The sequence below is a fragment of the Pseudomonas sp. 5Vm1k genome (assembly GCF_056161485.1).
Map to the genome: position 1 here is coordinate 137,477 of NZ_JBSPCZ010000004.1, position 17,173 is coordinate 154,649.

Below are 17,173 nucleotides of genomic sequence, written 5' to 3' on the forward strand. Positions count from 1 at the left end.
GCGGGCAAGCCTCGCTCCTACAGGATTATCGTTCCCACGCTCTGCGTGGGAACGATCATCGGGTGGTTACACCATCCCCACCAGCTTCAACTCACTCTTCAGATACGCGTAATAAATCGGCCCCGCCACCACCCCCGGCAGGCCGAACGCGGCTTCGAACACCAGCATCGCCAGTAGCAACTCCCACGACTTGGCACTGATCTGCCCGCCAACGATGCGCGCGTTGAGAAAGTATTCGAGCTTGTGGATAAAAATCAGATAACCCAACGCCGCCACGGCGACCCAGATCGACAGCGACAACCCGACGATGGTGATCAGGGTGTTCGACATCAGGTTGCCGATCACCGGCAGCAGGCCGAGCAGGAAGGTCAGCACGATCAGGGTTTTGGTCAACGGCAGCTTGATGCCGAACATCGGCAGGATCAGCGCGAGGAAGATCGCGGTGAAGAAGGTGTTGAGCAGGGAAATCTTGATCTGCGCAAACACGATGTTACGAAACGCCTGCACCAACAGGTGCAAGCGATCGAACAGGGCGGCGGCCAGCGGCTTGCGCTTGGTCACGTCCGGCACGCGCTGCAAGGCGATGATCGCGCCCAGCACCATGCCGATCAGCAACGTCACGAACATGTGCGCCGCGTCCTTGCCCACCAATTGCAAATCGCTGAGGTGTTTGCTCATCCACTCGCCGATGGCCACCCGGAATTCGGCGGCACTGGCCGGCAGGTAGGCATCGATGAACGGAGGCAGTTGCCCGCGGGCGCGGTCGACCACGTGCATGAATTTGTCGAGGGAAGCGCCGGGGTTTTCCGCTTCGTGCAGCAGGAAGCTGATTGCGCCGGCAAAGATCAGCGCCAGCACACTGACCACCAAAGTGCCCAGCAACGCCACCGCCAACCAACGGGCACGGCGACCTTCGATCAGCCGCTGCAATTGCGGCGTGAGCATATTGACCAGTTCGAACACCAACAGCCCGGCGAGCAGGCTGGGCAGCAAGCGCAGCGGAATCACCAGCAGCAGCCCGCCAAAAATGATCACCCAACTGACCAACAGCAATACGTGACGCTGAGAAAACGTTGGCATACAGCCTCAAAACGAACGGCGTAAAAGGATGGGCAGTCTGCCAGCGATCCGGGGCCAGCACTAGGGAATGTGTAGGTCGACCTTGGTCGGGGGACTGACGGCTTTTTTCAGTGCCCTCAAGGGCCCCATCGCGAGCAAGCTCGCTCCCAAAATGGATCGATGTCTGCAGAACTCAATGTGGGAGCGGGCTTGCTCGCGAAAGCGGTGTGTCAGGCGAATAAGGTTCTGAATTGGAGACCGCATTCGCGAGCAAGCCCGCTCCCACAATGGATTGGGTTTATCCCAAAGGCCTACTTTTTCTTCAGGCAATCACTCATGAACGCCTTGCGCGCATCGCCCTTGAGCGCCTGGGTGGCGGCAGTGGCGTTGCAGGTTTTCATCTTCTCTTGCTGCGGGGTCAGGGTTTTTGCGTCATTGGCGGCCGGGGCGGCTTTGAGGCACGTGCTCATGAATGTCTTGCGCTCATCGCCCTTGAGGCTTTTCGCGGTAGCGTCGGCATTGCAGGTGGTCATTTTGTTCTGTTGGGCCGTGGCGGCGAAGCCCTGGGAGCAGAGCAGCAAACCGATCATCAACAAAGGGACACGCAACATCTTCATGGAGTTTTCTCCTTGTTGCCGCACCGATGGATGCGGCCTCGCCCTGAAGTGTAGACAAAGCCCGTTACACCTTCACCTGGTCTCAAGATGACTGCGTCGATATTGCTCCGGCGTGCACCCGGCCTGGCGCTGAAACATCGCGATAAATGCCGAACCGGTGCTGTAACCCATGTCGAAGGCGATGTCCTGAATGCTGCGCTGACTGTCCAGCGCCTCGATTGCCGCCAGAAACCGCAGGCGTTGTCGCCATTCACCGAAACTCATGCCCAACTCGCGAACAAATTGGCGAGCCAGGGTGCGTTCGCTGACGTGGATCTGCGCTGCCCAGTCGGCTAATGGCCGGTTATCCCCAGGCTCCGCCTGCAGGGCTTCGAGTATCCCAAGCAACCCCGGACTGCTGGCGTAGGGCAAATAACAGGCGTGTTCAGGCGCCTGTTGCAACTGGTCCACCAGCACCTGGGCCAGGCGGATATCGGTGTCCTGCTCGGGGATCTTCACGTCCCGGGCGGCGAAATCCTTGAGGATCGCTTTGAGGATGTCGCTGATGGCCAGGGTGCAGGCCTGTTGCGGCAGGTCATCGCACAACGACGGCGCCAGGCACACCGCGCGGTAATTGATTGGCTGGTTGCTGTAGAAACTATGCTCGGTATGCGGCGGCACCCACACCGCGTACTGCGGCGGCGACATGAAGCGGCTGTTGCCGATTTCCATGTGCAGCACACCGTTGGCCGAATACTCCAGCGTGCCCCACGGGTGGCGGTGGGCCGAGGCGTATTCGTGGGTGTCGAAGTCGGCGTAGCGAAAGTACACCGGGGCCGGCAGTTCGCTGAATTCCAGAAGATCGATGTGTTTACTGCTCATGCTGTCCGTCATCAGGGGCCGATTGTCTGGATCGAAGTATAGGCTTGCATCCAGACAAGCGGATAATTGCCCCTCATCAACGTTCTGGTTTCTCTCCCATGCAATATGCTTTTCCCCTGCTGGCCATTTTCATCTGGGCCGGCAACACCGTGATCACCAAAATGTCGGCCGGGGCGATTTTCCCTGCCGAGATTGGTTTCTATCGCTGGCTGCTCGCCGGGATTCTGTTCACGCCGTTCATGCTTAAACCAGTGATCGCCCATTGGCCGATGATCCGCCCGAACCTGGGCAAGATTTTCATCCTCGGCGTGCTCGGCATGGCGGTTTATCAAAGCCTGGCCTACTTCGCCGCGAGCCTGACCACGGCCACCAACATGGGCATCATCTTGTCGCTGATGCCGCTGATGTCCCTGGCGATGGCGATTATCAGCCTCGGCCAACGCCTGACCGCCGGCGCACTGGCTGGTGCGGTGCTGTCGTTCGCCGGTGTTCTCGTGGTGGTGTCATCCGGCAGCCTGGGTGCGTTGCTGGAGCATGGGGTGAACCTGGGCGACGCGATGATGCTGATCGCGACCCTGGCCTACGCGATCTACAGCACGCTGCTGAAAAAATGGCAGCTGCGTCTGCCGCCGCTGGTGTTGTTGTATATGCAGGTGTGGGTGGCGGTGCTGGTGCTGTTTCCGCTGTTTGTGATTTCGCCGAAAATCGGCCCGACGCTGCAGAACATTCCGCTGGTGCTGTACGCCTGCCTGCTGGCTTCGATGATTGCACCGCTGGCGTGGATGCAAGCCGTGGTGCGCCTTGGCCCGAGCCGGACCACACTGTTTTTCAACCTGCTGCCGGTGATTACCGCGGTGATTGCGGCGGCGGTGCTGCATGAGCAGTTGGCGATGTATCACCTGGTGGGTGGGATGTTGACGTTGGGTGGGGTGATTCTTTCGGAGCGGTGGACCACGGTGTTGGGCCGCAGGATTCGCGTTGCCTGATCTGACGCCTTCGCGGGCAAGCCTCGCTCCTACAGGATTTATGCGTTCCCCTGTGGGAGCGGGCTTGCTCGCGAAGAACGATGACGCGGTCTGAAGGTTAAACCCCGGCCGCCTTCAACCGCGCCGCATGCTCGACAAACAACCGCACCGGGTCCGCGCCCTTCCCCACCAGCCCCAACGACTGGTTGACGATATCGAAGTGGTCCAGCGGATATTCATCGCCAATCACCGTGCCCAAATGCGAGCTGTAGCGCCCGACCATTCCGTCGCAATGCCCGGCCTCTCGCTCGAAGGTGCTGGCGAACAACCGGCAAAAACGGTTGGTCCCGTCGAACAGATTGCCGCCGCGATCAGTATTGCCCGGCTGCAAGGTGCCAGACCAGGAGTAATAGCGCACTCCGTTGACCTCTTCCGGCCCATGCCCACCCCAGGTTTCGGGCAGGCCCTGGGGATAACGCTGGTTGAACAGCGCCACGCCCGCAGTGGTCAAGGATTCATGGGAAGCGTGAATATCCACTGGCAGTTTCGGCCCGCGATAACCGGTTTCCAACAGGCTCATCAAGGCGCTGATGATTCGCAGTAAAACCGCGAGTACGCGACCCTTCGCACTGTCGGCCGGGTAATGTCTGTGCAGGTAATCCGCCAGTTCCGAGCCATGATTGGGTCCGGCCACGGACGTGACCGAAGCCACCCGGTCCGGGCGTTTGGCGGCGGCGTAGCGGGCCGTCAGCGAGCCCTGGCTGTGACCGATCAGGTTGACCTTCTCGGCGCCGGTTTCCCGCAGGATCTCGTCGATCCGCGCCAGCAATTGCTCACCGCGCACTTCGGTGGAATTGAGCGGCGCCACCCGCACCGCGAACACCGTCGCCCCACCCCGGCGCAACGCCGCGACGATCCCGTACCAGTATGGATAAATCAGCAAGCGGATAAACCCGAGCATTCCCGGGACCAGCACCAACGGGTAACGCGTGGCGGAACCTTGCGACATGGGTGGACATCCTTGTGATCGGTGAGGTGACGCAAGGCGGGATGCAAGACATCAGCCAAGCATCGCCAGCGAACATGACCAGTCTATGACATCCGCCACACACGCTTTACTTCAACCCCACCACCCCTGCCACGATCAGCCCGACCGACAACAGTTTCATCGCTGTCAGGCTCTCGCCCAGCAGCGCAAACCCGAGAAACACCGTGCCCAATGAACCGATGGCCGTCCAGATCGGGTAGGCGATGCTCACAGGCAACTCGCGCATGGCCAGGGTCAGGAAGTAAATCCCGGCCAGCGCCGCCACGATGGTGATCAACGACGGCCAGAGCCGGGTGAAGCCTTCTGAATACTTCATGCTCATGGCAAAAGTGATTTCGAATGCGGCGGCGATCAACAAGAATAACCAGGCCATTAGAAATCCTTGGCCAACGCCTGCAGACACTGTTCGGCCTCGGCGACGGATATCTGGAACGTCCGCTCAGTCGACTCTTCACCCTCGGCAGCGACCACCGTGATGTCAGTGATGCCGATGAAACCCAGCGCCGTGCGCAGCATCGGGTCGGCGTGGTTCATCGCCTCCAGCTCACCGCCCGGCCCGAAACCGAATAAGCCACGGCTGGTGACAATTACAGCCTTCTTGCCCAACACCAGCGGCTCGTAATGCGCCACGCCGTTGTCCAGGGTGTGATTGAAGGTCACCCCGAGCCGCACGATCTGATCGATCCAGGCCTTGAGGCCGCTGGGTACACTGAAGTTGTACATGGGCGTGGAAATCACCAGCAGATCGTGGCCAAGCAATTCGCCCACCAGCTCATCGCTCAATGCCAGATCGGCCTGCATCGACAGCGTGCGGTCATTGGGCTCGGGGCTGAACGCCGCCGCCACAAACGCTTCGTTGATCGGCGGAATCAATGCTCGGCCGGCTTCACGACGGGTCACCTGCATCTGTGGACTATGGGCCTGCAACGCCGACAAAAACACCTCGGCCAAGCGCCGGGAGTGAGAACGATCGCCACGGGGGCTGGCGTGAATCGCAAGAACTCTTTTCATCTGAATCTCCTGAAGGACTAAACTCGAACGGCTTGTGGCTTGCAGCTTGATGCTTGAAGCTGCGCCCCTTCAACTGAGCAAAAGTCAGTCAAGATGAATCTATTTCATCCATGGAGTATTCAATGTTTGCCTCGTTGCCGCTGACTGCCCTGCGCGCGTTCGAATCCGCCTCGCGCTTGCTGAGCTTCAAGGCCGCCGCCGAGGAACTCTCGGTGACGCCCACGGCGATTTCCCACCAGATTCGTTCGCTGGAGAGTTGGCTCGGTATTGCGCTGTTCGAAAGATTGCCCCGACAAGTGCGCCTCACCGACGGTGGTAAACGCTTGTTCCAGAGCCTGCACGGCGCCTTGCTGGAAGTGGCGCAAAGCGTCGATACCCTGCGCCCGCAACGCAGCGGCACGAACCTGACGATATCCGCCACCCCCGCGTTCGCTGCATTGTGGCTGGTACCGCGACTGGGGCGTTTCTATGCCCGGCACCCGACCATCAGCCTGCGGCTCGACACCCATTGCGAAGTCATCGATTTGCTCCAGGACGCCAGCATCGACCTGGTATTGCGCTATAGCCTCAGCGACTACCCGAACCTGTATGGCTTGTGCCTGTTCGACGAATCCTTCGGCGTCTATGGCTCCCCCGAGCAAGTGGCACTGGCGACCCGCCGGGCGCCCGCACTGATCAGCGTGCGCTGGCACAACTCCAAGCTGTACGCCCATGGCTGGGAATCCTGGTGCGCGAGGTCAGGGGAAAACTGGCTGAGCGGGCAACCAGCCTTGCGCGAATACGATGAAGAGCATTACGCCCTGCAAGCGGCGATTGCCGGGCAAGGGCTGGTGCTGGCGAGCAATATTCTGGTGTCCGAGAGCGTGGCCAGTGGTTTGCTGGTGCCTTACAAAGGTGAAGTTCAGGTGGATGGCGCCAGCTACAGCGCGCTGTGCGTGCCGGGGCGCGAACGGCATCCGCCGGTCAGGGCGTTTTTCGAATGGTTACGCGAAGAGGCGCGGGCGTCAGGGCATGCCGTGCGTGATCCAGATCAACAAAGGCTGACCGCTGGCTCAATTACATAAAACTTTCTGCATCGCTCATTACTCACACCTTAAGTAGCGATCACGTCCCTAGAGGCGTGACGCAAACCGGATTAGCCTCCAGGAGATCGAGATGAGTGACATGCATTTGTCTGATGTAACCACCCTGCGCGAGCGGGCCCGCAAGAACGTCGAGAACGGTGCCGTGACCGAAAGCTACAGCGCCGACCTCGATGAGGTGCTGCGCCTGCTCAACGAATCGCTGGCCACCGAGCTGGTCTGCGTGTTGCGCTACAAGCGCCACTACTTCATGGCCAACGGCCTCAAGGCCCACGTGGCCGCCGACGAATTCCTCGAACACGCGAATCAGGAAGCCGAACACGCCGACCGCCTGGCCGAGCGCATCGTGCAACTGGGCGGTGAGCCGGAGTTCAACCCCGACCTGCTGTCGAAAAACTCCCACGCTCAATATGTAGCGGGCAAAGACCTCAAGGAAATGGTCTACGAAGACCTGGTCGCCGAGAGGATCGCCATCGACAGCTACCGCGAGATCATCCAGTACATCGGCGAAAAAGACCCGACCACTCGACGCATCTTCGAAGACATCCTGGCTCAGGAAGAAGAGCATGCGGACGATATGGCCGACATTCTGAAAGACCTGTAGCGCCTGCGGGACCGCTTTCGCGAGCAAGCCCGCTCCCACATTGGACCTGTTTTCGCAGATCTAATGTGGGAGCGGGCTTGCTCGCGAAGGCGTCTTCACAGACGCCACATATTTACTTGGTTGGCTTAACGGTGACAGGCGCCTTGCCCGCCCTCATCTGCTCCAATAACGGTGCACACTGATTCGGCTCGCCACCACTCGGCGCCACCAGCGCAAGCAACCCCGCCGCCGGCGCGGCAATCACACCCAATGCCACCATCCCGGCACCGCGCAGCAACAACGGCACGGTTTTCACACCCGCACTCGGCTTGATGAACTTGCCCTGCACATACAGCGGCGAACGCAATGAAATCAAACGCCAGCCCTTGGATTCCGGAGTGATGGTCAAGTCCAGTTGCTCAGTGGCCATGTTCGCGGTGCCATCGATGTAGATGATTGCGTTCTCAGTATCGAAGACAAACAACTGCGTGGTCGCCAGGCCGGTCTTGATGTCGAAGTCCGCCGCCGCGCAGTTGATCTTCACTTCCTTGTCGCCAAAGATCTTGCCCACCACGTAGTTGCCGACGTTGAGCCCCGCCAGCTCCATCAACTCGCGGCTGATGGCGCCGTCGTTGATCAGCATTTTCAACTTACCGTTGGAAGTGCCCAGCAACTTGGCCACCGAGTTGCCACGGCCAGAGATATCAGCATCGCCATTGAGCTCGCCGAAACTGGTTTTCATCGGTTCGAAGGTCGGGAACAGCTGCTTGAGCTTGAAGCCCCGGGCGGTGAGTTTCGCCTGGCCTTCCAATGGTTCGGTGCGGCCATTGAGGCGAATCTGCGCATCGAGCTTGCCACCGGCCACGCCGAAACGCAGGGGCTCGAGGCTGAGCACACCGTCAGTCAGCACCAGGTGGGTATAAAGGTCGGTGAACGGCAGTTTTTCGCTGTGGACGATGCGTTTGCCGGTGAACTCGACATCGGCGTCCATATCTCGCCAGCGCTCGGTCTTGAATTCTTCGACCGGCAACACCTTGTCCACCGGCTGCTTGCTCTCACCGCCCCGGGCCTTTTGCTTGGCGTTGGAATCGGCGCCGATCAACGGCGCAAGGTCCGCAAACAGCAATTGATTGGAAACCAGCGAGCCACTGAGTTTGGGCCGTGGCTGACTGGCGACGTAGGCCAGATCGCCGTGAATGTCACTGTCGCCAATCTTGCCGTTGAAACCCTCATAGCGGAACTGCGCACCGGCCGCGTCATGCAGCTTGGCGGTCAAGTGTCCGTCGGTGGCGTAGGGCGGCGAGTCAGGCAGGGTGACGCCGGTCAGTGGATACAAGTTAGCCAGGCTGCTGCCGGACAGTTTCAAGCGCAAGTCCAACGCACCGAGGTTCATCGGGTCGGTCAGCGTGCCTGCCAGCTCGACACTGGTGTCGGCAATCTTCGCCTGGGCTTGCAGCGGAAACGGCTTGGCCGCGTCTTGCAAGGCCAACAGGCCGCCGATCTTGCCTTCACCGACGAGTTTCTGCTCGTGGTATTGGCCTTTGACCTTGAACGCAAACGCGTAATCCTGAGGTGCGCCGCCCTTCTCGAGGGCGGTTTTCGCCGCTTTGTCACCCACGATATCGCTGAACGGAATCGGTTTGCCCAACAGGTCGATCAGCACGTCCAGCCGGGTTTTCAGACTCTGGTCGTCAAGCGTGACATGGCCCTTGTCGAAACCGATGGCGCCGATGTCCACCACCCAATTCGACGGTTCGGCGTTTGGGTCCTTGGGGTCGAACTTGAAGGTCCAGTTGGCGCGCCCGTCGGCCAGACGCTGGAGGTCGGCATTCGGTTCGGTGAGGTCAATACGCGGGATCACCACGCGCTGAGCCAGCAGGGCCAGCGGCGAGATGCGCAACTCGACGCGTTTGAGAGTGACCATCTGCGGCGTTTTCGACCAGTCCGGGTTGCCCAGGCTCAAATCCTCGGCCACCACATGCGGCCACGGCACCCAGGCCCGCCAGCCACCTTCATCGGCTTCGCGCTGCCAGACCACCGCCAGGTTGCCATTAATGGCAAACGGACGGTGCAGCTCTTCGGAAACTTTGGCATTGAGCGGTGGTTTGATCCGGTTCCAATCGAAGAACACGATGATCAGAACCAGTATCGCCAGCAGGACAACAAGGCTGGCAAAGGTCCAGGTAAAAATTTTAGAAGTGCGCGTCATTGCACAGGGCTCCTGAATACGACTGAGCGCCCTGACTGCGACGCACGTTTGAAACGGTAGGCCAGAACCGGCCTGCCATGGAATCTACGACTGGAAAACGGCTCGCAGGTTTAACTGAAATACCTCTTAACGCTCAAATAATCGGCCACCGACAAAGTGCGCCCGCTTCCAGCGTTACCGGCCCCGCACTTTTGTGCGGCACGAGTGAGTCGAAAATACCCACCTCAGTGCAAAACCACCCGCCGGAAACGCCCGTTCTAGAGCCTCTGCGCAGAACAATCAATTCTGTTGATTATTACCATTGCGTTTATGAACTTTTATATCGACTTATCGAGAGTAGCATTGCCCTCGTACCCACTTTATCGCCCTCCCAAGGAGCAACCCATCATGAAACGCCAATTACTGCTTAGCCTGACCCTCTCGATGCTAGCCAGCACCGCTTTTGCTCTGCCAGCCGCTGATCAGGCCACTCCACAAGTCAAAGCAAGCCACTCTGTGTTCAGCCAAACCGTCGCAGCCGATGGCTCGGACCGCACTCCACAAGGTCAGACCCTTGCCGAAGGTGGTAATGATCGCCTGAAAGAAAAAGGCTTGATCACTCAAGACGGCTACGACAAAACCCCACAAGGTCAGGCTGTAGCTGAAGACGGTTACGATAAAACCCCACAAGGTGCTGTCGCTGAAAACGGTCGTAACCGCCTTGAAGAAAAAGGTCTGGTTGAAGATGGCTACGACAAAACCCCACAAGGCCAAGCCGTTGCCGAAGGTGGTGGTGACCGTGTAATCGAACGCAACAGCGCTGTGAGCTGAGCCCATGGCGGCCCTGAAAAAAAGCCCAATCCCTGGATTGGGCTTTTGACTTTATATAGAGCCACACTTCTCCTCGCTTGAACCCCGATCCCCGTTCGACGCCGGCAAAGCCGATTTGCTAGAGTGCGCCGCTGTCCTGTCCAGAAAACACCCTTGCGATGCTGCCCCGCGCCGAACAGAAACAACAAACCCGCAACGCCCTGATGGACGCTGCCCGCCATTTGATGGAATGCGGCCGAGGATTCGGCAGCCTGAGCCTGCGCGAAGTGGCGAAAACCGCCGGGATCGTGCCCACCGGTTTCTACCGGCACTTTGCCGATATGGACGAACTGGGCCTGGTGCTGGTCAGCGAAGTCGGCCAGACCTTCCGTGAAACCATCCGCCTGGTACGCCACAACGAATTTGTCATGGGCGGCATCATTGATGCGTCGGTGCGAATTTTTCTCGATGTGGTCAGCGCCAACCGCTCGCAATTCCTGTTTCTTGCTCGCGAGCAGTACGGCGGCTCGATGCCGGTGCGCCAGGCCATTGGCCGCTTGCGCGAAGACATCAGCTCCGACCTGGCCAGCGACCTGTCGCTGATGCCGAAGCTGCAGCATCTGGACATTGCCGGGCTGAGCGTCATGGCTGACCTGATTGTTAAAAGTGTGTTTGCGACCTTGCCGGACATCATCGATCCGCCGGTTGAAGCGTTGCCGGAGCATTTGACGCCCCAGGCAAAAATCACTCAGCAGCTGCGCTTTATCTTTATCGGCCTAAAGCACTGGCAGGGGCTCGGTAGTACCGAATAACCCTTGTAGCAGCGAGCTTGTGTGGCGAGGGGGCTTGCCCCCGTTGGAGTGCGAAGCGCTCCCTCGCGTCCTATCAGAGCACCGCGCCTCTCCGATTTTACGACTGCTTCGCAGCCGAACGGGGGCAAGCCCCCTCGCCACAAAAGCCAGCTCCCACATTTGGTGCATGAAGAATCCTTCACGCACCAACATAACCCAAAATCCTGCAACATCCTGAAACAACCACTAAGCTCCGACAGGGTTTTCCTACGTATCGCCCGATTGGCAAGCCCCTTGCTCTAACCAGAGCATTGTCCTTTGCTGGAAGCTTTCCGATGCTGGTGATTCACCGCAGAATCGACCCTCAACCCGTCTGGGCCGCCGAGTTGCACCTGACCTTCGAGGCCCGAAGCAAAAGCCGTTTGCGCTGTTTCAGTGCCGAGCAAGAAGACGTCGGGTTGTTTTTGGAGCGCGGCCAGCCACCGCTGTATGACGGCGAATGCCTGCAGGCCGAAGACGGCCGTATCGTGCGCGTTTGCGCCCGCCCCGAACAACTGCTGCACGTTACCTGCGCCAATGCCTTCGAACTGACCCGCGCCGCTTATCACTTGGGCAATCGCCATGTCGCCCTGCAAGTCGGTGACGGCTGGCTGCGCTTGCTTGACGATTACGTGCTCAAGGCCATGCTCGAACAGCTGGACGCCAAGGTCGAAAACATCGAAGCGCCGTTCCAGCCGGAACACGGCGCCTACGGCGGCGGCCATCACCACTCGCGCCACGGCGACGAAGACTTCAACTATCCGCCGAAACTGCACCAGTTCGGCGTCCGTCTATGAACCCAGCCTGGGCGCTGCTGCGCCTGGCCAGTCCGCAATTGCCGATTGGCGGCTACAGCTATTCCCAAGGCCTGGAAATGGCGGTGGATAACGGCCGCGTCAATGATGCCGACAGCGCCCGACGCTGGATCAGTGATCAGTTGCTGCTGAACCTCGCCCGCTTCGAAGCGCCGTTGCTACTCGCCCATTGCGTGGCTGCCTCGGACGAGAACTGGGCCGAACTGTTGCAACGCTGCGAGGAACATCGCGCCAGCCGCGAAACCCGCGAGTTACACCAGGAGAGCCGGCAGATGGGCTATTCGTTGCAGCAACTGCTCAACGGCTTGCCGGAACTCGATGCACCGGCCCGGGCCTTTCTCGAACAACGTCCGGAACCGCACCTGGCCCTCGGCTGGGCCCTGGCTGCTCGCGCCTGGGGCATCAGGCCGCAAGATGCTTTGGCAGCGTGGCTCTGGAGCTGGCTGGAAAACCAATTGGCCGTATTGATGAAAACCCTGCCCCTGGGCCAGCAAGCCGCCCAACGCCTGACCAGCCAATTGTTGCCGCTGTTGCAGGAAGCCCAGCACAACGCCACCCGAATCAACCCCGAACACTATGGCAGCGCCGCGTTCGGCCTGTCCCTGGCGTGCATGGCGCATGAGCGCCAGTACAGCCGTCTGTTTCGCTCCTAGGGCCTTTTTATTTTGGAGAAGCACATGAACACACAACCTCTGCGCGTCGGTATCGGCGGTCCGGTCGGTTCCGGCAAAACCGCCCTGACCCTGGCCCTGTGCCTGGCCCTGCGCGACCGCTACAACCTGGCCGTCGTGACCAACGACATCTACACCCGCGAAGACGCCGACTTTCTGGTGCGCAACCAAGCCCTGGCGCCAGAACGGATCATCGGCGTGGAAACCGGCGGCTGCCCGCACACGGCAATCCGCGAAGACGCCTCGATCAACCTCGAAGCAGTGGATCAACTGAACCGGCGATTTCCGGGGTTGGACCTGATCATCGTCGAGTCCGGCGGCGATAACTTATCGGCGACCTTCAGCCCGGAATTGTCGGACCTGACCATTTACGTGATCGACGTCTCGGCCGGTGACAAGTTGCCGCGCAAGGGCGGGCCGGGGATCTGCAAATCCGATCTGCTGGTGATCAACAAGGTCGACCTGGCGCCACTGGTGGGTGCCTCGCTGGAGCTGATGGACAGCGACACCAAACGCATGCGCAACGGCAAGCCGTTTGTCTTCAGCAACCAGAAAACCGGACTCGGACTGGAAGAGATCATCGCCTTCATCGAACGCCAAGGCCTGCTGACCGCAGCCTGATCACGACTTATCAACAAGGAAGCTTATCCATGACACTGAAACGCATCCTGGGCGCCATGGCCCTGCTACTGACCCCGGCCATCGCCTTCGCCCACCCGGGCCATGGCGACAACGGCTTGATCGCCGGTATCAGCCACCCGATTGGCGGCGTTGATCATCTGCTGGCGATGGTCGCAGTAGGATTGTGGGCGGCGCAGCAGAAAGGCGCGGCGCGTTGGGCGCTGCCGTGCACCTTTGTTGGCACCATGTTGATTGGCGGTTTGCTGGGTTTTGAAGGGTTGAACCTGCCGGCGCTGGAAAGCGGAATTGCGGCGTCGGTGCTGGCGCTGGGCCTGGCTGTCGCGCTGGCGGTGCGTCCGCCGTTGAGCGTGGCCGTGGGGGCGACGGCATTGTTTGCGTTGTTTCATGGCGTGGCCCATGGCCTGGAATTGCCGGACATGTCGAGTCCGTGGGCGTATGCCGCAGGGTTTGTGGCGGCGACGGCGGCGTTGCATGGCTTGGGTTATGCGGTGGTTCGCGTCTTGCCTCAAGCGGCGGCGCCGTTGATTCGCGTGGCGGGTGCGGCTTCGGCGGCGACTGGGGTTTGGTTGCTCGCGGGCTAAACCCCCAAGGATCGTTCCCACGCTCTGCGTGGGAATGCAGCCCGTGACGCTCCGCGTCACTGGACGCGGAGCGTCCCTAGAGGCATTCCCACGCAGAGCGTGGGAACGATCGAAGCGCTCACTCTGCTAACATGTCGCGCAATCGCCCCTGCCGTGACGACGCCAGCCAATGCCGCATGTTTCCCGCTCTGCCTCCCAGCCTGAATTGACCGCCCTGTTCGCCTCGGTGCAACAGCACTTCCAGGACGTGATCGTGCCGCTCTGGCAAGGCCCCGGCTGGAACGCCGACATGGCGCTGCCGTATGAAGCGCTGGACGCCGGGCATCAACCTTTACCACCGCAACGCTATCGAGCCATGGCCTGCGCACGTCAGCTGTATTTGTTTTCGAGCCTGATCGGCCAGGTGCCGGCGGCCGAAATCCGGGCGGCGGCGCTGTTCCGTTCCTTGCAGCAGCATTTCCACGATGCCGAGCACGGCGGCTGGTTCTACAGCATCGACCCGCAAGGCGCGCCGCTGGATCAGCGTAAAGACCTCTACACCCACGCCTTCATCCTGTTCGCCTGTGCCCATTACTGGGACAAGGTTCGCGAACCACTGGTGGAGTCGGTACTCAATGCTGCGCTGGAAGTCGTGGCCCAACGCTTCGCCACCGACGACGGTCTGTACGAAGCGTGCCTTGAGCGCGACTGGTCTTCACTCCAGACCGGGCCATTGCAGAACCCGCTGATGCACTTGGCCGAAGCCTTCCTCGCGACCCTTTCAGTACGTGAAGACACTGCCGCCCAAGGCGCGCTGGTCAAGTTATGCACAGCCATGCAGAAACACTTCATCGATCCGCAGACCGGCGTGCTGATGGAGAAACCGCTGGGCGCTGTGGATAACTGGTTCGAACCGGGGCATCAATTCGAATGGTATTTCCTGCTGGAATCCTCGCCGTTGCTGCGTGGATCGAAGCTGCATGCGTCACTGGACCGTGCCTTTGCCTTCACTGAGCAATTGGGCGTCGATCAGCGCAGCGGTGCCGTGCGGGCGATGCTTGATCTGCAACTCGATGGCCGGCCCAAGGATTCGACCCAACGCATCTGGGCCCAGGCCGAATACCTGCGGGCGCTGACCTTGCGGCCGGACAATGAAGCGGCGGTGCTGCGCCAGTTGCAGGCGTTGCAGCAGCGGTTCCTGCATGCGAGTGGCTGGTATGAGTGCCGTGATGCCGAGGGCGAAGTCAGTCGCAAGGACATGCCTTCGACCACGCCTTATCACTTGGCGACTTGTTATCGCGGGTTGGCTGAATATCTGCGCTGACTGAAAGATCGCTTTCGCGGGCCAGCCTCGCTCCTACAGGATTTATGTTTGAACGCGATAATGCGAACGACACATAACCTGTAGGAGCAAGGCTTGCCCGCGAAGAGGCCCTCAACACGAACGCCGGCTAATCACGCAATCCACTTCCGATCCCCGGTAAAACTGATGGTCAGCCATCGCGCCGCATCCGCCTGGCCCAACTTCGCGGAAATATCCTCGCGCAACACGTCCAGTTGCCCAACGCTCTCCAATCGATAATCCGCCGGCAACACCACATGAATCTCGATAAACCGCGCTCGCCCGTGCTTCTGCACGTAAGAGATGTAGTCGTCGAAACCATGTTCGAGCTTGGCCGCGTCCATCACCTGCCGCACTTTGTCGTTCAGTTGATCCGGCACTATTCCCAACACGTCGCGTAGCGCCGGGCGCAGGATTTTGAAGGCTGGTGGCAGCATGCTTAGCGCCAAAAGAATCAGGATCAATGGGTCGACGTACACCGCCCACTCGCCGTACCCCTGGGACTTGAGCAGCAGCGCGGTAAGGAAACTGACCAACAGACCCACTGAGAGCATCGCGTCCACCAGCCAGCTGATGTTGTCGAACTGGATCAGCGTGGATTTGAGCTTGCGGTTGCGATGGCGAACGTAGAAGAAATAGATGAACTCGACCACGGTAAACACCGCCGCGTAGATGATCACCAGCCCGAGCTCGATCTCGCGGCCGCCATTGATGATGCCGAACACGCCGTTGAGAAAGGCATAGATCGCGATCAGGAACAGGAAGCTGCCTTCGATCAGCAACACCATCGGCTCCAGGTGCCAGAAGCCGAACTGGAAGCGGTGGTTGCTTTCCTTGGCGATCAGTTTGGCGGTAATCAGCATCAGGACCTTGATGAAGGTCGCAATCAACGAGAAAAAACCATCGAACAGGATGGACTGGGCGCCAGAAACAAAACCGGTGACGATCCCGGCGATCGCCACGGCGAACATCAGGATGGTCGATTGTTTGAGCAGCGACTGCTCACCTCGGTTACTCACGTAGCCTCCTCTGAAAACCTTGAAAACCGCAGGGTGCGGTGGGGTTGTTGGGCAGGGAGTCTACCTTATGCCTTGTTTTGCCCGGTTTTGTGGCGAGGGGGCTTGCCCCCGTTTGGCTGCGCAGCAGCCGCAAACCTGAGAATGCGGCATATCTGGCAAACCGAGGCGCCTGGCTTAGGGGCTGCTACGCAGCCCAACGGGGGCAAGCCCCCTCGCCACAATTACGCCTTGCCACCATTACGCTCAATCGAGAAACCAGCCCAAGTCTGGCTCACCGGCATCAGTTCCAGGCTGTTGATGTTGATGTGCGCCGGCGCGTTAAGCACCCAGAAAATGGTGTCGGCGATGTCCTGCGGCTGGATCGGCTCGGCACCGGCGTAGGTAGCGTTGTAGCGCTCCTGATCACCGGCGAAGCGCACCAGGGAGAACTCGCTCTCGCACAGGCCCGGCTCGATGTTACTGACGCGCACGCCAGTGCCTTGCAGGTCGCAGCGCAGGTTCAGGGAGAACTGTTTGACGAACGCCTTGCTCGCGCCATACACGTGGCTGCCCGGGTACGGGTAGTTGCCAGCGATGGAGCCGAGGTTGACGATGCCGGCGCCGCGACCATGGGCGATCAGGCGCGGCAACAGCAGACGAGTGCTGTACATCAGGCCTTTGATGTTGGTATCGACCATGGTGTCCCAGTCGTCGAGATCACACTTGGGCGCCGGGTCCACGCCCAGGGCCAGGCCCGCATTGTTGATCAGCCCGCGCAGCTTGGCGAAGGATGGCGGCAGGTTGGCAATCGCCTCCTCCATGGCCTTACGATCACGCACGTCTAGCACCAGGCCATGGACCTCGGTCTGCTTCGACAACTCGGCGCACAGGGCATTGAGGCGCTCCTCACGACGGCCTGTCAGCACCAGTTTCCAGCCAGCCTCGGCAAAACGACGGGCACAGGCTTCGCCAAAACCGGAGGTCGCGCCGGTAATAAACAGGGTGTTGGACATCGTGTTCTCCTTGCTTCGGCTGCTCGGCAGCCATTGGAATAGAAAATCAGCAGCAAGCATGCCCGGCCACGCCCGTAG

At 60.1% G+C, this 17,173-nt stretch carries 19 protein-coding genes; 10 read left to right on the forward strand and 9 right to left on the reverse strand.

Features of this window, described 5'->3' with window-relative positions; translation table 11 throughout:
• Nucleotides 1–66: 66 nt before the first annotated feature.
• The 3 genes from ACWIKB_RS09810 to ACWIKB_RS09820 all read right to left on the reverse strand — a co-directional run bounded on the left by ACWIKB_RS09810 (nucleotide 67) and on the right by ACWIKB_RS09820 (nucleotide 2,537).
• Nucleotides 67–1,080, reverse strand: coding sequence for an AI-2E family transporter (locus ACWIKB_RS09810; RefSeq protein ID WP_475266470.1), 1,014 nt, complete (start codon nucleotides 1,078–1,080; stop codon nucleotides 67–69).
• A gap of 290 nt (nucleotides 1,081–1,370) precedes the next feature.
• Nucleotides 1,371–1,676, reverse strand: a complete 306-nt coding sequence (locus tag ACWIKB_RS09815; RefSeq protein WP_054044065.1) for a PsiF family protein — start codon at nucleotides 1,674–1,676, stop codon at nucleotides 1,371–1,373.
• Between the two features lie 72 nt (nucleotides 1,677–1,748).
• Nucleotides 1,749–2,537, reverse strand: a complete 789-nt coding sequence (locus ACWIKB_RS09820) for an AraC family transcriptional regulator (protein WP_475266471.1) — start codon at nucleotides 2,535–2,537, stop codon at nucleotides 1,749–1,751.
• Between the two features lie 98 nt (nucleotides 2,538–2,635).
• On the opposite strand from ACWIKB_RS09820, the gene ACWIKB_RS09825 reads away from it, so the two are divergent.
• A complete protein-coding gene (locus tag ACWIKB_RS09825) occupies nucleotides 2,636–3,523 on the forward strand; it encodes a DMT family transporter (protein ID WP_475266472.1) in 888 nt (295 codons plus the stop codon).
• 97 nt (nucleotides 3,524–3,620) lie between these two features.
• Here the strand turns inward: ACWIKB_RS09825 and ACWIKB_RS09830 are convergent, their stop codons facing one another.
• The 3 genes from ACWIKB_RS09830 to ACWIKB_RS09840 all read right to left on the reverse strand — a co-directional run bounded on the left by ACWIKB_RS09830 (nucleotide 3,621) and on the right by ACWIKB_RS09840 (nucleotide 5,561).
• The gene (locus tag ACWIKB_RS09830; RefSeq protein WP_475266474.1) at nucleotides 3,621–4,511 is read right to left on the reverse strand and encodes a lipase family alpha/beta hydrolase; all 891 of its coding nucleotides are present in this window, start codon (nucleotides 4,509–4,511) and stop codon (nucleotides 3,621–3,623) included.
• A 106-nt stretch (nucleotides 4,512–4,617) separates the two neighbouring features.
• Nucleotides 4,618–4,923 carry a DMT family transporter gene (locus ACWIKB_RS09835; protein WP_475266475.1) on the reverse strand — a complete coding sequence of 102 codons (306 nt, stop codon included), beginning with the start codon at nucleotides 4,921–4,923 and terminating at the stop codon, nucleotides 4,618–4,620.
• Nucleotides 4,923–5,561 (reverse strand): FMN-dependent NADH-azoreductase, encoded by a 639-nt coding sequence (locus ACWIKB_RS09840; RefSeq protein ID WP_475266476.1) that lies wholly within the window; start codon nucleotides 5,559–5,561, stop codon nucleotides 4,923–4,925. The genes ACWIKB_RS09835 and ACWIKB_RS09840 overlap by 1 nt, the downstream gene beginning before the upstream one ends.
• A 110-nt stretch (nucleotides 5,562–5,671) precedes the next feature.
• Between ACWIKB_RS09840 and ACWIKB_RS09845 the strand changes: the two genes are divergently transcribed.
• Together ACWIKB_RS09845 and ACWIKB_RS09850 are read left to right on the forward strand one after the other, a co-directional pair.
• Entirely contained in the window at nucleotides 5,672–6,625 is a 954-nt protein-coding gene (locus ACWIKB_RS09845) for a LysR substrate-binding domain-containing protein (protein WP_475266477.1), read from the forward strand.
• Nucleotides 6,626–6,716: 91 nt separating this feature from the next.
• Nucleotides 6,717–7,247: a ferritin-like domain-containing protein gene (locus tag ACWIKB_RS09850; protein ID WP_475266478.1), complete on the forward strand. Its 531-nt coding sequence runs from the start codon at nucleotides 6,717–6,719 to the stop codon at nucleotides 7,245–7,247.
• 112 nt (nucleotides 7,248–7,359) lie between these two features.
• On the opposite strand, the gene ACWIKB_RS09855 is transcribed toward ACWIKB_RS09850, so the two are convergent.
• The gene (locus ACWIKB_RS09855; RefSeq protein WP_475266479.1) at nucleotides 7,360–9,435 is read right to left on the reverse strand and encodes an AsmA family protein; all 2,076 of its coding nucleotides are present in this window, start codon (nucleotides 9,433–9,435) and stop codon (nucleotides 7,360–7,362) included.
• Between the two features lie 387 nt (nucleotides 9,436–9,822).
• Here ACWIKB_RS09855 and ACWIKB_RS09860 point away from each other — a divergent pair, with 387 nt between their 5' ends.
• From ACWIKB_RS09860 to ACWIKB_RS09890, 7 genes are all read left to right on the forward strand, one after another.
• A complete protein-coding gene (locus ACWIKB_RS09860; RefSeq protein ID WP_475266480.1) occupies nucleotides 9,823–10,245 on the forward strand; it encodes a hypothetical protein in 423 nt (140 codons plus the stop codon).
• A 158-nt stretch (nucleotides 10,246–10,403) separates the two neighbouring features.
• Complete coding sequence (locus ACWIKB_RS09865) at nucleotides 10,404–11,036, forward strand: TetR family transcriptional regulator (RefSeq protein ID WP_475266481.1); 633 nt, start codon at nucleotides 10,404–10,406, stop codon at nucleotides 11,034–11,036.
• Between the two features lie 314 nt (nucleotides 11,037–11,350).
• On the forward strand, nucleotides 11,351–11,851 hold the full coding sequence (ureE, locus tag ACWIKB_RS09870) for an urease accessory protein UreE (protein WP_054044075.1): 501 nt from the start codon (nucleotides 11,351–11,353) through the stop codon (nucleotides 11,849–11,851).
• Nucleotides 11,848–12,522: an urease accessory protein UreF gene (locus ACWIKB_RS09875; RefSeq protein WP_475266482.1), complete on the forward strand. Its 675-nt coding sequence runs from the start codon at nucleotides 11,848–11,850 to the stop codon at nucleotides 12,520–12,522. The genes ureE and ACWIKB_RS09875 overlap by 4 nt, the downstream gene beginning before the upstream one ends.
• A gap of 24 nt (nucleotides 12,523–12,546) precedes the next feature.
• Complete coding sequence (ureG, locus tag ACWIKB_RS09880) at nucleotides 12,547–13,161, forward strand: urease accessory protein UreG (RefSeq protein WP_475266483.1); 615 nt, start codon at nucleotides 12,547–12,549, stop codon at nucleotides 13,159–13,161.
• 29 nt (nucleotides 13,162–13,190) lie between these two features.
• Nucleotides 13,191–13,763 carry a HupE/UreJ family protein gene (locus tag ACWIKB_RS09885; protein ID WP_475266484.1) on the forward strand — a complete coding sequence of 191 codons (573 nt, stop codon included), beginning with the start codon at nucleotides 13,191–13,193 and terminating at the stop codon, nucleotides 13,761–13,763.
• Nucleotides 13,764–13,932: 169 nt separating this feature from the next.
• The gene (locus ACWIKB_RS09890; protein WP_475266485.1) at nucleotides 13,933–15,066 is read left to right on the forward strand and encodes an AGE family epimerase/isomerase; all 1,134 of its coding nucleotides are present in this window, start codon (nucleotides 13,933–13,935) and stop codon (nucleotides 15,064–15,066) included.
• A gap of 131 nt (nucleotides 15,067–15,197) precedes the next feature.
• Here the strand turns inward: ACWIKB_RS09890 and ACWIKB_RS09895 are convergent, their stop codons facing one another.
• On the reverse strand, nucleotides 15,198–16,103 hold the full coding sequence (locus tag ACWIKB_RS09895; RefSeq protein ID WP_475266487.1) for a cation diffusion facilitator family transporter: 906 nt from the start codon (nucleotides 16,101–16,103) through the stop codon (nucleotides 15,198–15,200).
• Nucleotides 16,104–16,324: 221 nt separating this feature from the next.
• On the reverse strand, nucleotides 16,325–17,095 hold the full coding sequence (locus ACWIKB_RS09900; RefSeq protein ID WP_054044081.1) for an SDR family oxidoreductase: 771 nt from the start codon (nucleotides 17,093–17,095) through the stop codon (nucleotides 16,325–16,327).
• Nucleotides 17,096–17,173: the final 78 nt, after the last annotated feature.

Coding starts and splice junctions, on each gene's coding strand:
- ACWIKB_RS09810 (WP_475266470.1), bottom strand. CDS start 1,080: ATGCCAACGTTTTCTCAGCGTCACGTATTGCTGTTGGTCAGTTGGGTG.
- ACWIKB_RS09815 (WP_054044065.1), bottom strand. CDS start 1,676: ATGAAGATGTTGCGTGTCCCTTTGTTGATGATCGGTTTGCTGCTCTGC.
- ACWIKB_RS09820 (WP_475266471.1), bottom strand. CDS start 2,537: ATGAGCAGTAAACACATCGATCTTCTGGAATTCAGCGAACTGCCGGCC.
- ACWIKB_RS09825 (WP_475266472.1), top strand. CDS start 2,636: ATGCAATATGCTTTTCCCCTGCTGGCCATTTTCATCTGGGCCGGCAAC.
- ACWIKB_RS09830 (WP_475266474.1), bottom strand. CDS start 4,511: ATGTCGCAAGGTTCCGCCACGCGTTACCCGTTGGTGCTGGTCCCGGGA.
- ACWIKB_RS09835 (WP_475266475.1), bottom strand. CDS start 4,923: ATGGCCTGGTTATTCTTGTTGATCGCCGCCGCATTCGAAATCACTTTT.
- ACWIKB_RS09840 (WP_475266476.1), bottom strand. CDS start 5,561: ATGAAAAGAGTTCTTGCGATTCACGCCAGCCCCCGTGGCGATCGTTCT.
- ACWIKB_RS09845 (WP_475266477.1), top strand. CDS start 5,672: ATGGAGTATTCAATGTTTGCCTCGTTGCCGCTGACTGCCCTGCGCGCG.
- ACWIKB_RS09850 (WP_475266478.1), top strand. CDS start 6,717: ATGAGTGACATGCATTTGTCTGATGTAACCACCCTGCGCGAGCGGGCC.
- ACWIKB_RS09855 (WP_475266479.1), bottom strand. CDS start 9,435: ATGACGCGCACTTCTAAAATTTTTACCTGGACCTTTGCCAGCCTTGTT.
- ACWIKB_RS09860 (WP_475266480.1), top strand. CDS start 9,823: ATGAAACGCCAATTACTGCTTAGCCTGACCCTCTCGATGCTAGCCAGC.
- ACWIKB_RS09865 (WP_475266481.1), top strand. CDS start 10,404: ATGCTGCCCCGCGCCGAACAGAAACAACAAACCCGCAACGCCCTGATG.
- ureE (WP_054044075.1), top strand. CDS start 11,351: ATGCTGGTGATTCACCGCAGAATCGACCCTCAACCCGTCTGGGCCGCC.
- ACWIKB_RS09875 (WP_475266482.1), top strand. CDS start 11,848: ATGAACCCAGCCTGGGCGCTGCTGCGCCTGGCCAGTCCGCAATTGCCG.
- ureG (WP_475266483.1), top strand. CDS start 12,547: ATGAACACACAACCTCTGCGCGTCGGTATCGGCGGTCCGGTCGGTTCC.
- ACWIKB_RS09885 (WP_475266484.1), top strand. CDS start 13,191: ATGACACTGAAACGCATCCTGGGCGCCATGGCCCTGCTACTGACCCCG.
- ACWIKB_RS09890 (WP_475266485.1), top strand. CDS start 13,933: ATGCCGCATGTTTCCCGCTCTGCCTCCCAGCCTGAATTGACCGCCCTG.
- ACWIKB_RS09900 (WP_054044081.1), bottom strand. CDS start 17,095: ATGTCCAACACCCTGTTTATTACCGGCGCGACCTCCGGTTTTGGCGAA.